Annotated in this window: 11 protein-coding genes; 7 read left to right on the forward strand and 4 right to left on the reverse strand. The window is 50.0% G+C overall.

The features are described from left to right. The first annotated feature begins 413 nt into the window (after positions 1–413). The 4 genes from CFK45_RS16860 to CFK45_RS16875 all read left to right on the forward strand — a co-directional run bounded on the left by CFK45_RS16860 (position 414) and on the right by CFK45_RS16875 (position 3,061). Entirely contained in the window at positions 414–791 is a 378-nt protein-coding gene (locus CFK45_RS16860; protein WP_096087621.1) for a carboxymuconolactone decarboxylase family protein, read from the forward strand. Between the two features lie 94 nt (positions 792–885). Next, positions 886–1,101 carry a DUF6500 family protein gene (locus CFK45_RS16865; RefSeq protein WP_096087622.1) on the forward strand — a complete coding sequence of 72 codons (216 nt, stop codon included), beginning with the start codon at positions 886–888 and terminating at the stop codon, positions 1,099–1,101. Between the two features lie 371 nt (positions 1,102–1,472). Then, the gene (locus tag CFK45_RS16870; RefSeq protein WP_096087623.1) at positions 1,473–2,327 is read left to right on the forward strand and encodes a sulfurtransferase; all 855 of its coding nucleotides are present in this window, start codon (positions 1,473–1,475) and stop codon (positions 2,325–2,327) included. A 17-nt stretch (positions 2,328–2,344) separates the two neighbouring features. Continuing rightward, complete coding sequence (locus tag CFK45_RS16875; protein WP_096087624.1) at positions 2,345–3,061, forward strand: class I SAM-dependent methyltransferase; 717 nt, start codon at positions 2,345–2,347, stop codon at positions 3,059–3,061. 77 nt (positions 3,062–3,138) lie between these two features. Here the strand turns inward: CFK45_RS16875 and CFK45_RS16880 are convergent, their stop codons facing one another. The 3 genes from CFK45_RS16880 to CFK45_RS16890 form a co-directional block, all read right to left on the reverse strand. Beyond that, entirely contained in the window at positions 3,139–5,121 is a 1,983-nt protein-coding gene (locus CFK45_RS16880; protein WP_096087657.1) for a TonB-dependent receptor plug domain-containing protein, read from the reverse strand. 326 nt (positions 5,122–5,447) lie between these two features. Next, positions 5,448–7,598 carry an Ig-like domain-containing protein gene (locus tag CFK45_RS16885; RefSeq protein WP_143247626.1) on the reverse strand — a complete coding sequence of 717 codons (2,151 nt, stop codon included), beginning with the start codon at positions 7,596–7,598 and terminating at the stop codon, positions 5,448–5,450. 527 nt (positions 7,599–8,125) lie between these two features. Continuing rightward, positions 8,126–9,868, reverse strand: coding sequence for an Ig-like domain-containing domain (locus CFK45_RS16890; protein WP_158224743.1), 1,743 nt, complete (start codon positions 9,866–9,868; stop codon positions 8,126–8,128). Between the two features lie 288 nt (positions 9,869–10,156). On the opposite strand from CFK45_RS16890, the gene CFK45_RS16895 reads away from it, so the two are divergent. The 3 genes from CFK45_RS16895 to CFK45_RS16910 all read left to right on the forward strand — a co-directional run bounded on the left by CFK45_RS16895 (position 10,157) and on the right by CFK45_RS16910 (position 17,097). Continuing rightward, on the forward strand, positions 10,157–10,651 hold the full coding sequence (locus tag CFK45_RS16895) for a prepilin-type N-terminal cleavage/methylation domain-containing protein (RefSeq protein ID WP_096087627.1): 495 nt from the start codon (positions 10,157–10,159) through the stop codon (positions 10,649–10,651). 300 nt (positions 10,652–10,951) lie between these two features. Next, positions 10,952–12,772, forward strand: a complete 1,821-nt coding sequence (locus CFK45_RS18395) for an SMP-30/gluconolactonase/LRE family protein (protein WP_143247627.1) — start codon at positions 10,952–10,954, stop codon at positions 12,770–12,772. A gap of 509 nt (positions 12,773–13,281) precedes the next feature. After that, the gene (locus CFK45_RS16910; protein WP_096087630.1) at positions 13,282–17,097 is read left to right on the forward strand and encodes a carbohydrate-binding protein; all 3,816 of its coding nucleotides are present in this window, start codon (positions 13,282–13,284) and stop codon (positions 17,095–17,097) included. A 93-nt stretch (positions 17,098–17,190) separates the two neighbouring features. Here the strand turns inward: CFK45_RS16910 and CFK45_RS16915 are convergent, their stop codons facing one another. Continuing rightward, the gene (locus CFK45_RS16915; protein WP_096087631.1) at positions 17,191–19,629 is read right to left on the reverse strand and encodes an ABC transporter permease; all 2,439 of its coding nucleotides are present in this window, start codon (positions 19,627–19,629) and stop codon (positions 17,191–17,193) included. Positions 19,630–19,768 lie beyond the last annotated feature (139 nt).

Raw genomic sequence — 19,768 nt, forward strand, 5'->3', positions numbered from 1 at the left:
AATTCTAGGCAATCAATATAAGCAATAGCTTGTGAAAACGCTGAGCAAGATGAAGCCGTTTTGCTACGGGCTCGTTATCAGGCGCTTGTTCAAAAGCTGTAATTTCTTAAAATTCGGCGGTCTGCTTCGCTTTGAGCTTCGTAACCAGCCTGCTGGGGGGCAGGTGAGGAAGGTACGACTGGCTTTCATAATTTTGGTCAAAGTGTAGTTCCTAGCTTTCTTAAAAGGTAATAATTTATACACAATAAATAGATCAAATAGGCTTTGTCGTAATTATCACGACTCAAACTAAGTAATCTACCAGACATCCACGGCGAAACTTAATGTATGCTTTAATAGCTTGCTTTAAGCAACTTTGTTTCTGTCGGTAATTGCGACGTTCTGGTAAGTACTAGTCAAGTTAGGAAAAAAGTATGGGTGATGCTTTAGATAGAGGAAGATATTTTTTACAGTCAATAGATCCAGAGCTAGAGGAAGTTTTGGCAGAGCGCTACGATGAGCTTTTACCTGAATTTTCAGAATCTTTAGTCGAAACAATTTATGGTCGCATCTACTCGAGGCCTGGGCTGGATATTAAAACTCGTTTGATCGCAACAATCGCGGCGCTTACTGCTCAGGGTTCGCAAACAAAGCCTCAGCTGCGTATTAATATAAAGAACGCATTAAAGGCTGGTGTGACTAAACGAGAGATTTGTGAGGTTATATTCCAAATGAACTTGTATGGGGGCATGCCAGCAACTATTAACGCACTTAATACTGCGAAGGATGTCTTTGCTGAAACAGGGCATTAGCCTATAAAGGTAGTTCACTCAGATTTTAATTCGGCTGGTAGTAAGCTTAGTTGTATTTGTTGATCCCAGGCTTTTAGGTCAATTAGGAAATAGAATGCGAGACAGCCTCAAAGAAAAGATTATCTCTGTCTGTGATAAAAAGATTCAGTCTAAAAGGGATGGTGTAGGTATTTCTTTTTATGCTTTTTTCAAAAACAAGAATGATAACCCCGAGCTTCTAATGGAAGCTGCTACTTGGTGGATCATGACTCACAAGTTAGATCATTTTGAAAAAGCCGTTAAAGTGAAATCTTTGATCCTGGATGATTAAGCTCATTAATTTCTGGCAGTCATTGCCGATCTGGGGCCTGTTAACACTAATTAAATACGCTCTGCTGGAGCCTGAGTGTTCGACCAGAAAGGCGCTTTGAGCGCAGTTTAGCAAGCTAAATAAGCGATAAGTAACGCATCTGGGGGGATATTCAGGCCCAGCCCTTCGGGTTGTGCCCCTCATCCCGCTCTCTGTGTTGTTTGTCGCTTATTTGGAACAACCAAACCGCGCTCCAAACGCCTTGATAGCAGAATGAGGGGCGCAACAGTGTGCATTTAATTAGTGTTAACAGGCCCTAAGAAAGTCGTGTTTTACATTGCTGTTTTTATGTGTTGAGGGTGCGCCGGTTTGTTCATTATTCAGAGGTTTAAATGGAAAATATTTGTGTGTCGACCCAGTGGCTTAGCGAAAATTTAGCGAATGATAGGCTTGTTTTACTAGACGCCAGTATGAGCAAGGTTGTTGGCAAAAATGCAATCACTTATGCAAAGGCGAGCCTTATACCCGGTAGTCGGAAGTTTTGCCTTGAAAGCAGCTTTTGTGATACTGACTCGAACACGGTTCACGCTTTTCCTAGCCAGTCTCAGTTTGAGCAAGGCATTAAAGGCTTGGGTTTAAACCAGCGCAGTATTGTTGTTGTCTATGATAACCAGGGTATTTATTCATCGCCCAGAGCTTGGTGGATAATTCGAGCTATGGGCTTTAACAATGTTTTTATTTTAGATGGTGGTTTGCCTAAGTGGATAGATGAAAATCGCCCGGTGGCAGATACTTACGCGGGTGACGAATGCAGTCAAGGTGGTGAAGAGGCTGCAGTGAGTGTTGGCGAGAGCCGTTTAAATTCCCTGTGTGATAAAGCGTTTATTTTACGCAATATTGATAATCCGGCAGTTTTAGTTGTCGATGCCCGCGCAAAAGAGCGCTATCTGGGTTTGGTGCCAGAGCCCAGGCAGGGCTTAAGGTCGGGTCATATTCCAAATTCTGTCAACTTACCGTTTGCTCTGGTTTTAGATGGTTTTTGCTTTAAATCTCCCGAGCGCCTTGTTGAAGAGTTTCAACGGATCATTCCCAAGCGCGCTAAACAGTTGGTGTTTTCCTGTGGCTCAGGTGTGACCGCTTGCATAGTTTTGGCGGCGGCGCGCCTTTGTTCTTACCCGGATATCCTGCTTTACGACGGCTCGTGGGCACAGTGGGGTGCAGACCATACTCTTCCTATTGAAAACTAGCTGAATAGAGAGGCCTTATGCCAGATCACGACCTGAAGCAGCACAAATCGTCACAAGAAAACAAGCAACAAGAACAGGAATTGCGTTTTGTTGCCGCTCAGCTTGCCTGTCCAAGTGGCGAGGCAGGTTTGGGCGTTGGCGATAAGATGAATGAACTCAATCGTTTTATGACTGGCAAAACGATTGAGGCCTTATCGGTAACAAAGGGCGAATGTGTGGTTGAGATTGGCCCCGGTAATGGTGTGTTGTCCGAGCCGGTATTGCAGGCGCTGGGCACCGAGGGGCACTATTGGGCGCTGGAAAAATCGCAGTTAATGGCGGCTGAATTACAGCAGCGCTTTATAAGCGCACCGTGTCACGTGCATGTAAAAAGTGCCGATTGTTTGCATGTGCACTTGGATGCGGATAGCGTTGATGCTCTGATGGCTGTCAATGTACTTTATTTTATCGATGATTTACCGGCGTTTTTTCGGCATATTTATACTTGGTTGAAGCCGGGGGCTCGCGTAGTTTGGGGCGTTCGCTCCGATACGGCACTTAAAAATGCAGCCTTTACCAAATATGGTTTTAATATTCGCCGCAGTGATGAAATTAAAATGCTGATGGAAGAGGCCGGCTTTTCTTCGGTAAAATCAAGGCTCTACGATGAGGGTGCCGTGGCATTTGGTGAAACCACGCTCGATGTAGACTGCGTTATTATTTGTGCAGAAAAACCTGGCCTTGATGCAGGGTAAGCCATCTTGGTCGATAGCCCTTGAGCCAAGGCGCAGCATGCTGTTGCTATTGTGCTTTTCTGGCGGGGGGATTTTTCTTACCAGTGAAGCCGAATGCCGCCATTAATAACAAAACCATCGAGCGGGGCGTAGATATCCCTGAAGTCTGGGTTAACTAAATCGCCGTTGTTGATATTTTCAAATTTGCTTTGGCGTGTATCGGTGAAGTTTTCAAAGTTTAAGAAAACACCTAAGGATTCACTTACGCTTTTTTCTGTCATTAAACCAAAAATCCAGTAGCTCTCGCCTGTGCTGTCTTGCTCTCGTTGTTGGGGGCTGAAGTAGTAAGCTTCCAAGCCGATGCGAAAATCATCTTCGCGCTCCCACAGCAAGACTTGGTTTAAGCGGTGCTTGGATACCAGTGCAAGTGGCTGTTCTTTGTCCTGCTTGTTTTGTTTGGCGTCGACATAGGTGTAACCGAGCACGTAGCTCAGTTCGTGCCAGGAAAAAATTAAATTACTCTCTAAGCCTTTGCTGTGTACGTTGTTATCGTGTTGTTCGAATGCAAAATAGTTGCCCTGGTCGACTAGCTCAACGGGCTTGCTGATTTTTGTATAAAAAAGTAAGAAGTTGCCGTTGAGCGTGAATTCGTCGTTGAGCTCAAACCGGTGGTTGATATCAAAGTTTAAGCCGCTGGATGTTTCCGCGTCAAAATCGTGGCTATTAATTGGCTGGATATTTTCAAAGTGCTGTTCTTCGGCGTCGGTGATAAACAATGTTGGTGTTTTATAACCCAGGCCGCCGCCCAAACGCAGGCTAAGCTCGTGCGTCGGAGTATATAAAAAAGCAAAGCGGGGCAGGACAAATTCGCCGTAATCGGAGTGTTGATCAATACGAAGCCCGGCGTCAAAGCTTAGCGTAGCACTTAAGGCTTGCGTATATTGAGCAAAGGCGCCAACGCTGTGTTGTTGGTAATCGTGGACAAAACCGTCCTCGCTTGTGTCCTGATCAAATTTGTCTTGCAGCGCGTTCAGGCCGATAAGCCAGGCGTGTTCGCCGCTATCGCTGCCGAGGCTAAGTTCGCTAAAGCTCGATGTTTGCAGGCCCGAAAATCTGTAGTCGGGAATTTCTAAGCTGCGATCAAAATTGCTATTTGTGTGCTTGAGTTTAAATTCCAGTTCGTTGTCAAAACTGTGTTCCAGGCCTAAGCGAAGATAGGCGCGCCGACTTTTGTTTTCTTCAAAATACTCATTCTGAGCCCGGCCTTGAATGTAATTCATGCTGCCGCCGAGGCGCTGTTCATTGACAAGACCAAGGCCGAGATCAAATTGGGTTTGCTCTGAAGCAGAATAAAACCAGCGCGGGGTAAGTGTTGTGCGCTCAAACTCCGGTATCGCGCTAAGGCCGTTGTCGGCTGCCTCATAGGCGTCATTGCGGTTGTAGGAGCCAAATAAGGTCAGCCCGTGTTGGCCTGCCTGGCGGGAGTGAAAGGCACTTAGGTCCTGGCCCCCCGCAGAGGTTGCATTTAGCAAAACGGCGCTTTCAGGTTTGTCTTGCGGTGTTTTTGATACCAGGTTGACAAGCCCGGCAATGGCGCCGCCGCCGTAAAGTGTCGACGAGGCGCCCTTGACAACTTCGACTTGTTTTAAATCCAAAGGGGTGATTTGCAAGAGGCTAAGACCGCTGGAAAAACCCGAATATATTGGCAGGCCGTCGCGCAGAGTTTGGGTATAGCGACCGTCGAGGCCCTGAATACGTACAGTTGAATTAAAACTGGTGGCTGAGCTCTGCTGAACCTGAATGCCGGTGCTTTCATTTAGCATCATGCGTATGTCGCCGGGTTTCATATTTGCTTTTTCGTGCAGCTCTTCTTCACCGAGCACCTCTACACGCAGGGCGGAATCGTCGAGCGTGCGATGGCCCCGGGCAGACATAACAATCACTTCTTCCAGCCCGCCGCCGTGGGCAAAGGCCGCATTGCTCACCGTAACACTCACAAGGCCTGCGCTGGCTATAACAACTAAGGCGCTCAGCGTTTTTGGCAGCAACAAGCAAGTTGGGCGAAGGGTTAACAAGGGCATAACAAATCCTGATTCGGGCGAGGGAATAACAGATGGCATAAATAACGATTGGAGAGATAGGCGCTTACGGCAGCCTTTACATAGACGCTGCGCTTTGGCTACTTAGAGCAAGCTCGGCATCGATGCGGTATTTGGCGCCATTTGGGCCGGCGCTACTGTAATGATGTTTGCCGGTTTAATGCAAGCTTGCAGGGAGGGCTGGTTCTAAGTTTTTGTACCTGTGCCGCTATTTGTGAATACATTTTGTGGAAAGTTTCCGGCCCAGAAGGCTCTGAGCCGGAATCGAGCTTAGTAAGGCTAGAGTGCCTTATGTTTAATAAACAATACTAGTTCACGTTTTTTCGAACAATGGATTCGGTTAACCAGCCGTTATTGTTGTCGTCAAAGATGCGTATCAACACGGTATCGCCAACTTTGATATCGTCAAAGCTATTAAACTCAGCGGCTTGATTGTCGTTTGTACTAAATAGCGCAAAGCGGTCGATGGTAATGATTTCACCGCTGTCGAGTTCGACACTGCCGAGGCGTGCGCTGGCTTCAGGGCCAGGGTTTATTTCGGCCTGAACAGCAACGATGCGCGCTTTGGAAATAATATGGCGGCCCTGCCACAACAGCAGGCGCTGCAAGCGATAACCTTCGCCTTCAGCGTAGCTGAGCCAGCTGGTGCTTAAGCTGCTTGCACCGCTGCCATCATCGCCAAATATCTGTTCGGCGCTTTCTATAATAAACGGTACATTTGAGCCCCAGACTTCGTTTTCAGTACCGGGCTTTATGTCTTCTGAAATCAAACCCTTGCCATAAAACAGGTAAGAAAGTTCCTGCTGAGGCGCTTTTTCTAGTGCAAATATTTCCAGCGGGTCATCACTGTCTCTATGTGCGGCGCGGTACTGGGCTTCGATATTAACGATGTCATCAACGCTTAGTGCTTGTTCTGGCTGAATATTCGCATAACTATAAAGTACATCGCTGTGTTCTAAGCCTCTTAGCTTGAGGGTTTTAAGGTTTTTATCGATAGCTAAAATTGCAGCGGTGGTGTTGCTAGTAAGTGGTTTTAAGCTGAAACCGTTTTGTGCTTGGGCAAAAACAAGTTCGTGCAGGTAGTCGCCGCCCGCGCGAGCATTGATAAACGCACCGAAGTGTTCAAATTCACTATGCATAATTTGCGCGCAGTCGGCGCCGGAAATAGTTTGGTCAAAAAATGCTTGTGCGCCAAGTTCGCTGCTGCTGGTGTGCGCAAGTGATTCGATGCGTTGAGCTTGGTAGCGGTTTTTTTCGGCCAAATCAAGGTGGTTTACAGCTTTGCCACTTTGGCGATAAAAACTTGCGGTAAAGGCAACGGTATTTAACGGGCACACTAAACTTAAGCTCGGCTGTTCGCTGTAACCCTGCGCCGCACAGATACTGCCCGGGCCGAGTTTTCGCTCGTTATTGATAAGCTCCAACAGTGCAAGCGCCTGTTCTTTTCTGCCTGTGCAAAGATCGCTGAGTCGTTTTCTATCTGTATTGCCGACATCACCGAGCGTTGTGAATGACCAGCTGTTACCGGCAAAGGCAGTGCCGTCAGCGGCAACCAGGGCAGCGGATACTTCTACGTCATAGACCGTTTTGTAGGCGAGTTTTTGTTTTGGCTGCAATACAACAATTTTTTCACTCAGGTAGCTTAAGTCAAAGTCGACAAGCTCACCTGTGTGCGTGTTTGTCAGGCTAAATAAACTGCTTAAATCTGCGCCTTGCATATAAACGGCCTTGTTAAAGCGCAGTTCAATTTCATCACCGCTTGGAACAATCGTTGAGTCTCTTTGTGGGTAGTGCTCGCGAATATAGAGGCTCTGAGGATCGGGTGTGCTTGTCGGCTGGCCTTCGGGTGTTTCAAAGCTCGCTGATGGCGACGGCACTGTAGAGGCGGAAGGCTCGGGGCTGAATTCCGGGCTGACTTGCGGTGTTGAAGTTGCTTTTGCTGTAGGGGTGGCACTAGGCGTTGCTGTCGCTTCGGTGCTGGGTTTAGGGCTTGGTTTAGGGCTAGGTTTAGCGCTTGCTTCGCTACTGGGTTCAGGGCTGGCTTCAGGGCGTGGTTTTGCGCTTGCGCTTGGTTTTGGCTCTGGCCGTGACGTGGCTTGTACTGTCGGCCTGGGCTCGGGGCTGCTTTGAGGTTTTAAGCTCGGCTGAGGTTCACTGGTTTTTTCAGCAGCGGGCTCCGGTTTCGGTGAGCTCGGCACGGGTGCCAATGTAGGCTCCGTTTTAGGTGTGCTTGGAGCCTCTGGCATCAGGCTGGCCTGGGCATCGGGAGCGCTGGCTTGCGCACTTGTCTCAGGCCTTGGCAGGTCGCTACTAGCGGGGCTCGCTTGCAGATTTTGCAGGCTGTCAAGGCTGCGGTTGATGGCGTTGTTGATTTGATCTGTTTCGTCATTATTTTCGCCGCCGCAGGCACTGAGCACAAAAGCCAGTGCTGTGACAGCAAACATTCTTGTATTAAACATGAGTGAGGTCCCAACTTTTTTATTAAGAGCAAAAATGCTACTTAACAAAAGGGGCTGTAAATATGCTTGTCTTTTTTATACTTGAAATGGTTCTCGATTCTTAATCGAGTTTCAGACGGGCTGTTGGTCGTGATGATTTTTTTCTTTTTTTATGTCAGGGCCTGGGCTGAGTTTAAGGCCTTCGGTTGAAGGCCTTAAGTTGATTTATCTGAGCTGATTCAGCTCAGGCCAAGCTTTTAAGTATGGGAAATATGTATACGTTTTCTCGACTCAACTTGCCTGAAACTGGCTCAGTCGATGGGCGCCTGGTGAAAACCGAAAATTGGAAAAAAGAAGGGGTAAGAAAAAGCAGCGATAAAATGAAGGGGCGGTAAAAAAAGAGTCAGTGTAAAAGGGGGGGGTAAGGGGCAGGGCTAAGGAGGAGGGTCAAGCACCCTCAGAGGAAAAGCCTGCAGCAGAAAAACCTGATAAAAATCCCCCGGTCAACACCGGGGGGGGGTTATTTATCTGCTTTTGCTGGCCTGGCGTTAATTTATATTGTTTCTCACAATAGATTCAGCGAGCAGGCCGCCGTTATTGTCGTCGAAAAAGCGCACTAATACGCTATCGCCGGGTTTGATGTCGCTGAATGTTTCAAACTCGCCGCTTTGATCATCGCGCTTGTCAAAGCGTGCCAGAGAGTCAATAGTAATAATTTCACCGCTGTCGAGTTCTATCGTTCCATGGGGGGCGAGCTTAGTTGTTGCCGCGCTGCCGGAGGCGCTTGTGTTGGCCGCTGTGATATTGCTGATAGTCGCGCCGGAAATAATTTTTCGCCCCTGCCACAAAAGCAAGCGCTCCAGTTTATAACCTTCACTCTCGCGATAGGAAATCCAGGTGCTGGCTAAATTTGTTGCGCCGCTGCCGTCGTTACCAAAAACCACGTCGTCACTTTCAATAACAAACGGAATGTTTGAACCGAGCACTTCATTGCTGCTGCCTGCCGAGACATCGTCAGAGCTTAAAGCGTTGCCCATATAAAAATAAGACGCCTGCTGCTTGGCCGATTTTTTCAGTGATAATACTGTTAATGGAATATCGTGATCGCGGTTGTTCGCTTGGTAGATAAATTCAACGTCGACAATATCATCGCGCATAAGCTGTTCGCTTAACTGAATTTTGGCGTAACTATAAATGTTTTTGCTCTGATCAAGCCCGCGCAGGCTAAAGGTTTTAAATGTTGTATTGATATCTAAGATCGCGCCAGTATAAGTTGCGCTGTGCGGGCTTAGTTCAAAACCGTCGGCGGCGTTGGCAAAGATAAGCTCATGATAGGTATTTGCCCCGGCTTGAGCGTTAAGCCTTGCGCCAAAGTGATCAAGCTCGGCGTCCATCAATACGGCACAATCGTTTGCTGAGATATTGTTTTGGAAAAACTCAACCGCGCCAATGTTTTCTTTTTTGTCGATCACGCGGCTAAGGTTTGTAAGCGCTTTTGCTTCATAAGAAAACAAGGCCGCGCCATCTTTGTAGTTAACGGCTTCGCCTCGGTATTGCTTGGAAATTGCGTAGCTTGCCAGGCTATTTAGGTCACAGACCAGGCTCAGGCTAGTTTGCGCACTGTAACCCTGGCTGGCGCAGAGACTGCCGGGGCCGAGTTTGCGCTCATTGTTGACCAGTTCAAGCAGGCTTAATGCTTCATCTTTGCGGCCGGTGCACTGCTCGCTAAGGCGCTGCCTGTCGGTGTTGCCAACATCGGCCAACGTTGTAAACGACCAGCTGCTGCCCTTATATGCTGTGCCGTCAGCGGCAACAAGTGCAGCTGAAACTTCCACGTCGTAGTTTTGTTTGTAGGCAAGTTTGCTTTTAGGCTGCAGCACAACAATTTTTTCAGTCAGGTAGCTAAGATCAAAATCGACGATTTTGCCGCTGCCCTGTTCGCGCAGGGTAAATAAGCTAGTTAAATCGGCACCGCTGGTGTAAACCGCTTTATTAAAGTGCAGCTCGATCTCGTCGCCAGTTGGCACGATGCTGGAATTTTTTTCGGGGTAGTGGGCTTTTAAGTACAAGCTCTGTGGGTCGGGCTTGGGGCTCGGCGACGCGTCGGTTTCTGGTAGGCTGCCAACGTTGCCGGGATCGGGGCTTGGCTGTGTGCTTGGGCTGGGCTGGCTAGATGCACTAGGCTCGCTAATCGGCGTTATTTGGCTGTCTGAATTGTCATCATCACTGCCACCACAGGCGCTGATGCTTAGTGCTAAGACACTTGTGGCAAGAATTTTTGTTCTGAGCATGCTTGGCTTCATTGTCATACTTTTATTTAGTGCGTTTTTTGGGGGAATAATAAGAAAATGCTACTAAATGAATTTGGCGACAAATATGGGGCTGTGTGAATACAGTGAAGCGGTTCGCGCTTTTACTTTAAGTTTCTGATGAGCTGCATTTTGTGATGATTTTGTTATCAATGTATGCATTCGTGTGAGGTGGCTGGCTCGGGCTTGGCTATTCACCGCTGGCGCGCAGAATTGCAGTGCTGCGCGAAACTGCTATGATGCGTTTTTGCTTGTCTAAAATTTGTTCGAATGTTTTGCAAGTTTCTGAATCAAAAGGCTTTTAGCTTGGTTGAACTGCTCGCAGTGCTGGTCTTGATTGCGACACTGGCGGCCATTGCGGTGCCTAAGTTTATTGAGCTCAGTGAAGAGAGTCGGGTTGCTGTGCTGCGCAATTTGAGCGCCTCGGCCCTGGCTGCAAATAATCTGGTTCAGAGCCGCTTCCGAATCGGTGTTGGCCTCTGTGAGGTTCCCGGCCGCGATGACCTTGTTGATATCGACAGTAATGGTGACGGCAACTGTGACACGCGGCTGAAATGGGGTTGGCTCGACAATACCGACCTTGAGTCATGGTTGAGTCTTTCTGACGACTTTGCCATTGATGACCCCAATATTGATGAGACCTATATTGGTTACGACTTTAATGGCAACGGCCTGCCGCAAGACGATAATTGTTATTTTCTCTACACCCAGGCGCAAGGGGCAACACTGCTGCCCAGTTATACACTTGAGCTAAGTGCTTGTTAGGTTGGCGCCAGGCGCGCTGTTTTTCTCGCCCACCGTTTTCTTTCTTGTTTTTCTATTTTTTTAGCCCTTGCCGTGTTGAGCCGTGTCTTTGTGAATGCCGTCTCACTGCTCGCGCATAGCCGTTCAAAAGCCCGTTCAATTGCGACTTCTGCCTGATGTTTTTGTGTTGCCCCGAGCTCCTAGACTGGCGCGTTTTATACACATAGATAAGCTCGGCTAGCTGTCCTAATTGTTCTTTGAGTGCTCGTTTGTATAACGGGGCAAGTCGCTGCGGCCTTGTTTGTCGGTTTTGGGGATGGTATGCGCAGTTTTGTTGGGCGAGAGTGTGTTTGGCTGGCGTATGTTAGGCAGCCGGTTCAGCTTCTGGCTATTTTTAGCTTGGCGACAAGCTTGATCGCCTGCGGTGGCGGCTCTGGTTCCGGCGGTTCTGCTTCGGGCGATAGTAGCGATATTCAGTTGCCTGTTGTTAACAGCCCTGAGCCCATAGACAGCCCTGAGCCAGTAAACAGCCCTGAGCCAGTAAACAGCCCTGAGCCCATAGACAGCCCTGAGCCGGCACCTAGCCCTAATCCAAGCCCAAGCCAGGATGCCGGTGGCCCCGTTATTCCGCAGCCTAGCCCTGCGCCGAGCTTTTTTCCTAGCCCTGTACCCAGCCCAGTAGTGAGTATTGCGCCAAAGCCTTCTCCCATATCTTCCGCAATAGCTTCCGCGAGACCTTCCGCAAAACCCTCTCCCCGGCCGGAGCCAACGCCAACACCGCAAGTAAGCACGCAAGCGTCACCGCAGCCGACACCTGAGCTTTCGCCAAGCCCCAAACCCAGTGCAAGCCCGTTGCCAAGCTCAGAGCCGAGTCCCGAACCAAGTGCCAGTGCATCGCCTATAGCGAGTCCATCGCCGAATCCGGAGCCAAGCTCCAGCCCATCGCCGATAGCGAGTGCATCGCCGAGCCCCGAAGCAAGCCTCAGTCCATCGCCGATAGCGAGCCCTTTGCCGAGCCCTGAAGCAAGTGTCAGCGCATCGCCCATTGCGAGTCCGTCACCAAGCCCCGAGTCCAGCGCCAGTCCATCACCGCTAGCGAGTCCGTCGCCAAGCCCGGAGCCAAGTCCCGAACCAAGCCCATCGGCGAGCGCCTTTACTGATTTTGATGGCGATGGTGTTGCCGATCACTTAGATGCCTGTGCGCATTCGCCGCTTGCTCAGCCTGTGAATGCCGACGGCTGCGCCGAGAGCCAATTGGCCGGCGGGTGTTTTGAGCCCTTTGCCAGTGGTGTGCTGCGCGAAGGCGCGCAGTTAAAAGATATTAGCCGCGATATTAGTTTTGCCTGGTCAGAAGGACCAGCTGTAGACAGCGTTGGCAATTTGTTTTTTAGCGATGTGCCGAACAGCCGTATTTATCGTTACGATATAAACGGCAATTTGTCTCTTGAGTTGGAAAATACTCAAGGTGCCAACGGTTTATATTTTGATGAAAACGATCACTTGCTGATAGCGCAAACGGAAAGCGCCAAGATAGTAAAAATGGACGAGCTTGGTTTAGTCAGTGATATTGCCAGCCGCCACAGCGGTGGCCGTTTTAATCAGACCAATGATTTGTGGTTAGCTCCGAATGGCGATATTTATTTTACCGACCCCTGTTATCGCTGCGAACAATATACCGGAACCAGTCAAGTTTATCGTATTGCCTATGGGGCTTCGGTTGCCGAGCGGGTGACGCAAGACTTATTTCGGCCCAATGGCATAGTCGGCACGGCCGATGGCAAGGTATTGTTTGTTAGCGAAGAAGGTGGCCTGAATGTGACTTATCGCTATTTAATTGAAGAAGACGGCAGCCTTAGCAATAAACAAGTTTTTGCAGATGTCGGCAGCGATGGCATGAGCATAGACTGTGAAAATAATATCTATTTAACCGCGCGCGATGGCAGCCGCAGCCCCTATATAAGCGTGCGCAACATCAATGGTGTTGAGATAGAGCGCATTGAACTTGAGCAGGATACGGCCAATGTTGTTTTTGCCGGGGCCGAACGCGATACCTTGTTTATTACCGCATTTACCAGTGTCTACGCCATTAAAATGCGCACGCGGGGCATACCGTATCGCGCCGCTAGACAAGACCGTAATTAGGCAAAGGCCGTAATTAAGTAAGGGCTGTATAGGAGAAAAGGGGCGTTAGCTAAGGTTTTAATTCGCCTGTTTTGAGTGGCTTAATTATTTTGACAAACGCAGTTAACCCGTATTAGAGCTGTATGTAGTTGGTTCGCCGAGGTCTAAACGCCTGGTGCTTAAACTCCTGGTACTTTGGTCGCGATTTTTTATTGTTGTTTTGCCTGTTTTATTTAAATTTCTCTTGGTTTTTGATGCCGCAATACGGCGATTCGAATTCGTAATTTTTCACTTTGTGACTTGTGTCTCAGCTTGAGTTGCAGGCTAAATCAAAGCTCTGACAAATTCCAACTTCTGCCTGATGTCTTTGTTTTATTCGCAAGCCTTAGACTCGCGCCCTTAAATTTAGCGAAATACGACGCGGTGCAAGCAAGGTTTTTTGCTTGCTACTTAAGTGTGGTGCCGATAACTAGGCTGCCCAAAACTTAACAAGCGTTGTTGCCGTTTTCGATAAACGATTGGGGAGCAGTATGAAGTCAGTCTTTCAATTCCTTAGTGTCAGCGCTTTAGCCGCCGGCTTAGCTGCGTGTGGCGGTGGTGGAGGCTCAAGCCTTCCCGGCGGTGGTGCGCCTAGCCCGAGCCCTGTTGCCAGCGCCAGCCCAGGCAATGGTTTTAGCCCGGCACCGAGCCCGGTTCCCAGTTTAATGCCGAGCCCTGCTGTCAGCTCCCAGCCGTTGCCGAGCCCGCTGCCCAGTTCTGTGCCCAGCGCCGCGCCAAGTGTTGCGCCACAGCCGAGTCCAAATCCAAGCCCAAATCCAAACCCTAGTCCGGAAGCCAGTCCGCAGGTTAGCCCGAGCCCCTTGGTCACGCCCAGCCCCCAGTTTTCGCTAAGCCCAAGTCCGTCGCCGAGCCCGGTGGCCGATTACCGCTTGCTTGCATCGGCGTACAGCGCGACAGGTGATGGCACGCCCGCAACAGAAGATAGCTTCCCCGGTTTTTATCCAAACGGCGATGCAGCTACCCATATTACCAGTGGCGACTGGGCCGACTACCTTGTCGACTTTAAAGCGCCCGGCCGCTACAGCGTTGTTATTGAGTTAGCGACGCCAGTTGATGGCGACACAAACTTACGTTTATTGCTCGATGGCGAAGCTGTTGCCGAGCTTCCCGTTTCTCAGACCAGCATTGATGGCAGTTGGACAGCGTGGATGGAGTTTAGTGTGACGGACCAGTTGCTGATAGCCAGCGCTGGTGAGCATACACTTCGCCTTGAGAGCTTTGGCCAAACTGAGTGGCAGTGGAACGCACGCGCTATTGATATCGTTTATGAAGGCGTTTATAAGCCGCTGCCAGTTGTAAGCCCAAGCCCGATTGTAAGCCCGAGCCCGGTTGTAAGCCCAAGCCCGGTTGTAAGCCCAAGCCCGGTTGTAAGCCCAAGCCCGGTTGTCAGCCCAAGCCCGGTTGTCAGCCCGAGCCCGGTTGTCAGCCCAAGCCCGGTTGTCAGCCCAAGTCCGGTTGTCAGCCCAAGCCCGGTTGTCAGCCCGAGCCCGATTGTAAGCCCGAGCCCGTCGCCAAGCCCGAGCCCGTCGCCAAGCCCGAGCCCGTCGCCAAGCCCGAGCCCGTCGCCAAGCCCGAGCCCGTCGCCAAGCCCGAGCCCGTCGCCAAGCCCGAGCCCGTCGCCAAGCCCGAGCCCGTCGCCAAGCCCGAGCCCGTCACCAAGTCCGAGCCCGTCGCCAAGCCCAGTGCCGTCACCGAGCCCGTGCACTGACGACTGCGGTTTTGACTGGGACAATCCGCGTGACTATATCGGTGAGGATTTTTCTCAGAAACCCGCGCGCCGTAAGTTTTTTATCCCAACAGGTTTTTACGATCGCACCGGCCGCGGCGCCGAGACCATCGATGGTGACGACGTCGACGGCTGGAATCGCGAGAGCAGTGCCTCTGGCATCAGCCACAATACCCGTGGTGAGTGGGCCGAATACGATATCAACTTCGATATTCCCGGTTACTACCGCCTAAGCCTTGAAATCGCCTCGCCGGCAACTGAGGGCATAGGTGCCAAAGTCTACCTCGACGGCAAGCTTGTCTCCGAAACGCCTATGCAAGGTGCCGGAGACTGGGCGACCTGGCGCTGGTTTGATATTGCGCCGGTAATAAAAGTGAAGCAGGCCGGTGGCCATACCCTGCGTATTGAGAGCGCCGGTGAATCCGCGTGGCAGTGGAGCGCTTATTACTTTAAGTTGATGTACCTCGGTCAGGATGATCCGCGTCAGCCAGAAGTTGCGCCCAATGCGCAGATGGCACGCGAGCGCAGCGCCGGCGGTGTTGATGTTCAGGTAAATATGGATGTGCGCCACGAAGTTGGCGGTGTCGACAGCTTTGAGCGCAGCAAATTTATTACTCTGCACAGCTTCCCGAAAGACAGAGACTGGATTAGCGGCGGCCAGCACAGTGGCAACGAGCCAAATAAATTGCCGGACGTGATGAATGATTTTCTCAACGGCCGCGATGTGTATTTTGGTCGCGACACCGGTGAAATGACGCTCGAAGTTACCAGTGCCCAGGAAGACCCGTCGCGCTCGGGTTGGGCATCTGAGGCCTATATGCAAAGCCGCGGTCAGGGCCTGCGCAACAACTATGTGCGCAGCCAGTACGACGATCGCAACCAGAACTTTATTCAGGCCGCTTATTATCGTCCGTTCTACGCCGACGGCCAAAAGGGTATGAATAACTTTACCTTTAGCAGCGCGGAAACTGCAGCCGAGCCTTTTGGCAGCGCCACCGGCCACTTTATGGGCAACTACATTAAGCACTTCTTCCGCGCCAGTGTTAACGACAGCGGGCCAAACAAACCGGCCTGGGTGGAAGTGATTAACGAGCCGATTTACGACTTGGTGCGCAACGCCGGCCACCACGGCTATCAGCCGGAAGAAGAAGTTGAGCGTATTTTCCGCTACCACAACGGTGTTGCCGATCAGATTCACGCGGTGGCGCCGGGCACAAAAGTTGGCGGTTACACCGTCGCGTTCCCCGACTACGAAGCCGATCCGTACAGCGCCGATCAAAACGGTGTGCAGTGGGGCCGCTGGAATGCTGTCGACTTTAAGCGCTGGAAAGAGTGGGACAAGCGCTTTTTAGATATTGCCGGCGAGAATATGGATTTCTTCTCGCTGCACTTGTACGACTTCCCGAATATTCCGTACAGCGCCAAGGGTGAATTCTTTGAGCAATACCGCAAAGGCTCTTATATCGAAGCTATTTTTGACATGCTCGATGCCTACCAGGCTTCGCACTGGGACGAAGTAAAACCCTATGTGATTTCTGAATACGGCACGCAGATGCAAGGCGACTTCGGTATTCCGTGGAACCCAGAGCGCGACTGGCTGCAGGTGAAAGCCTACAGCGCAATGATGTTGCAGTTTATGCAGCGCCCCGATCGCATCGGCGCGGCGGTACCGTTTGTCACGGTAAAAGCGCACGGCGACTGGGCCAAGTATCAAACTCCGTGGGGGCGTATTACCAACTACCCGTGGCGTTTGATGGTGCAAGAGCACGAGCGCGTTAACAATGGCAGCGGTGAGTGGATGTACTCCGACATTGTTCACCACTACGACTTGTGGAAAGACGTCAACGGCACACGTGTAGATAGTTGGGCGTCGGATCTGGATATTCAGGTTGATGCTTATGTCGACGGCAATAAATTGTTTGTGATTGCCAACAGCCTTGAGTTCAGTGAGTCGGCCTTAAACCTGCAATTAAATGGCGCCGGTGCCGCCGTTAGCAATGTTAAGTTGCGCCATATTTACCAGGGCAGTGACGGCGGTGTGCGCTATGCCGAACACAATTACGGCGCTAGCATTCCCGCATCCATAAAACTTGGTGCAGAATCGACGGCGATCTTGATTGTTGAATATCAAAACAATATCAATATCAGTGATAGCTCGGTTGAGAAAAAACTGTTCTCGCCGACCATGGTGCAGGCCATTGAAGATGGCAGTCCGCTTAGTTATACCGTAGCCGGTGTCAATAAAGGCACTCACGGTGAAGCCATTTTGCGCCTCGGCGTTGGTCGCCACCACGAAAAGAGCCTGCAGCCTGTTGTTAAAGTTAATGGCCAGGTGGTCAATGTGCCCGCCGACTATCGCGGCTACGATCAGCGCTACGATCGTTTTGGCCAGTATCGCGGCCGCATTGTTTTCTGGGGGGTGTTAGAAATTCCGGTGGATTACAGCTTGCTTCAGCAGGGCGACAACCAGATCGAAATCACCTTTGAAGATACAGACGGCCACGTCAGTACTGTCGGTCTGCAGACCTTTGAATTTAGCAAGCCTATAAGCAGGCCCTAAAATTAGCTGCATGTTTTTGTTTTAGTCAGTCTTACTAGCCGGTCTTTGACCGGCTTTTTTTTGCCTGCAGTTTATGCCGCTTGTTTGCTTTGTTTATTCATAGCGTAAACGCTTTACCGGCCTATCCATAGCAATGGCGCCGGCGTGGGCGGCGGTGGTTAGCCAGGCGAGGCCAAGGGCTATTAGGGCGGCGCTGATAAAGGGGCCAAAGCCAAGCTCTATATGGCGGCTAAAATTGTTTAGCCAGCTTTGAATAAAAATATAGGCCATCGGCCAGGCGATTAAATTGGCGCTAAGCACTAATAAAACAAATTCTTTGCTAAGCAGCATAACAATGCTTGAGCTGCTTGCGCCGAGTGTTTTTCGAATAGCGATTTCTTTTTGGCGTCGCTCGGTGGTAAATACGGCAAGGCCAAATAGGCCCATGCAGGCAATGATGACCGTTAGCGCGGAGCTAAAAGCGAGCAGCTGACTCTGTTTTTTCTCTGCGCTATACAGCAGTTCTATATCCTTATCTAAAAAACGAAGTGGCAGGGGCTCGCCGGGAAGCATCGTCTGCCAGCTTTGTTTTATATAGCTTAATGCCTCTTGTATATGGCCCGCTGCCAAACGCACACTGACAAAGCGCTCTTCATTTTGCACCAGGTGGTAGACCTGAGGTTTTTGCTGTTCTTTTAAACTGCCCAAGTGTATATCTTCAACAACACCGACAATATGGTAGTTGGTTGAGCCCGGAGGGAAGGGGATTTTAATAATTTTATCGACGGCCTGCTCGGGGCTGTAGCCCAAAGCCTGCGCCGCCGAGCGGCTGACAATGGCCTTGCCTTCGCCGATGGGGTTTTCGTCGCTCGGTATGCGCACAAACTGATCGCCGAGTTCTTGTGAAAAATAGCGGCCCGCTAACAGCGGGATCTGGTAGTGCTGATGAAATTGATAACCTGCATTTAAGGTTGGCAGCGATACCGTATCATTGGTGCCGAGTTTTTGCCCCTCTTTGACATAGGACCAAATATCGCGAAAAGCCATGGTTGGCAGTTGCTGCGCGGCGGCAACTGATACGATGTGCTCACTTTGCAATAAACGCTCTTTTAGCGTGCGATACAAAACGTGGCGGTTTTCGTAGCCTTTGCTGTGGCTTAAGCTGATATTGACGACCTGGGCTTTTTGGTAACCGAGCTCTTGCTGTAAGGCAAAATCGGTTTGTTTAACAATGATATGGGTCGCAATAATCAGTGCGATGGATGTTGAAAACTGCAATAGCACTAAGGCAGTGCGAAAACTGCGTGCGCCCGAGCTATTTTTTTGCCGGGCTTTAAGAGCGTGAATGGCTTTTAAGTTACTGAGATAAAACGCCGGATAGCCGCCTGCAAAAATAGTGACAACAATAAGCAAAACCAGCATCGCCAACAGGCCTTGCTTTTGGTACAGCAGCTTGATACTAAGTGGAAGCTCTACAAAACTCGCTAGCGAAGGCATCAGCAGTTCTGCCAGTGCAAGCGCAAGCAACATGGCCAGCACACTCATTAAAAACGACTCAAATAGAAATTGCGTAATTAACTGTTGGCGGCTTGCGCCTAAGCTTTTGCGCACACCTATTTCTTTGGCCCGATGGCTGGCCCTTGCGGTGCTTAAGTTGACAAAGTTAATGCAGGCGATAATTAAAATAAGCAGGGCGATGGCAGAAAAGCCCCAGACCAGAATATAACTGCCATTGGCTTTCATCTCATAACTTAAGTTTGAGTGCAGGTGTATCTTTTTAAGTGGCATTAAACTCAAGCTTTGATCGTTGGCGATGTCGTTGCCCAGCTCGGCTAGCAAGTTGTTTATTTTAAGCTCGAGTGCGCCTGAGTCAGTTTCAGAGTTTAAAAGTAAATAGGTGTAAAAATTGTTGAAGTCCCAGTTAACTAAATCCTGGGGGAAGCTGTTGCGCAGGTTTTCCAGGCTCAACAGGCTGCCGAACCTAAGGTGGCTTTGTTTATCTAGATCATTGATCACCGCGGTAACGGTAAGAGGGTAGAGACCGTAGAGCAGCAGCTCTTTGCCTAAAGCCGGCTGCTGGCCAAAGAATTTTTGCGCCGAGCTTTTAGTTAAAACAATGCTGTTGGCGCTGCCGAGGGCATCAAATTTATCGCCTTCGATAAACTCAAAATCAAAGATGTCAAAGATTTTATCCTCGCCAAAGAGCATGTCGTCGACATTGATAACTACGTCGCCATAGCTCATTGGCATCGCAGGCAGCATGCCCAGGCGGGCAACACGCTCTATATCTTTACTGAAGTTTTTTTCCAGTGCATCTTTAAACGGCGCGGCAACCGCGGCCAGGTGCATGTCTTCGCCGCCATAGTGGCGGTGCACACGCACGATGCGATCACTGTGCTGATAGCCGCTGTCGTAGTCAATTTCGTAAATAACATAGGCCGCTGTCAACAGGCACAGACAAAGACCCAGGCACAGGCTGCCGATATTGATAACACTGAACAGGCTATGGTTTTTTAAGTTGCGCAAGGCGAGTACAAGGTAGTTGTGTAGCATGGCGGTCGGCGCTAGTTGTTTGTTTGGTGTAGTTAGCAAAAGCTATGTGCTAAAACTTATAGGAGCTTAGCGGCTAAATCTGTTAGTGACTTCTTTCAGCTATTTCTTTTAGCGACTTCTGTGCCAGATGTAAAAAACA

This window comes from Agaribacterium haliotis (assembly GCF_002312815.1).
GTDB classification, from domain to species: Bacteria; Pseudomonadota; Gammaproteobacteria; order Pseudomonadales; family Cellvibrionaceae; genus Agaribacterium; species Agaribacterium haliotis.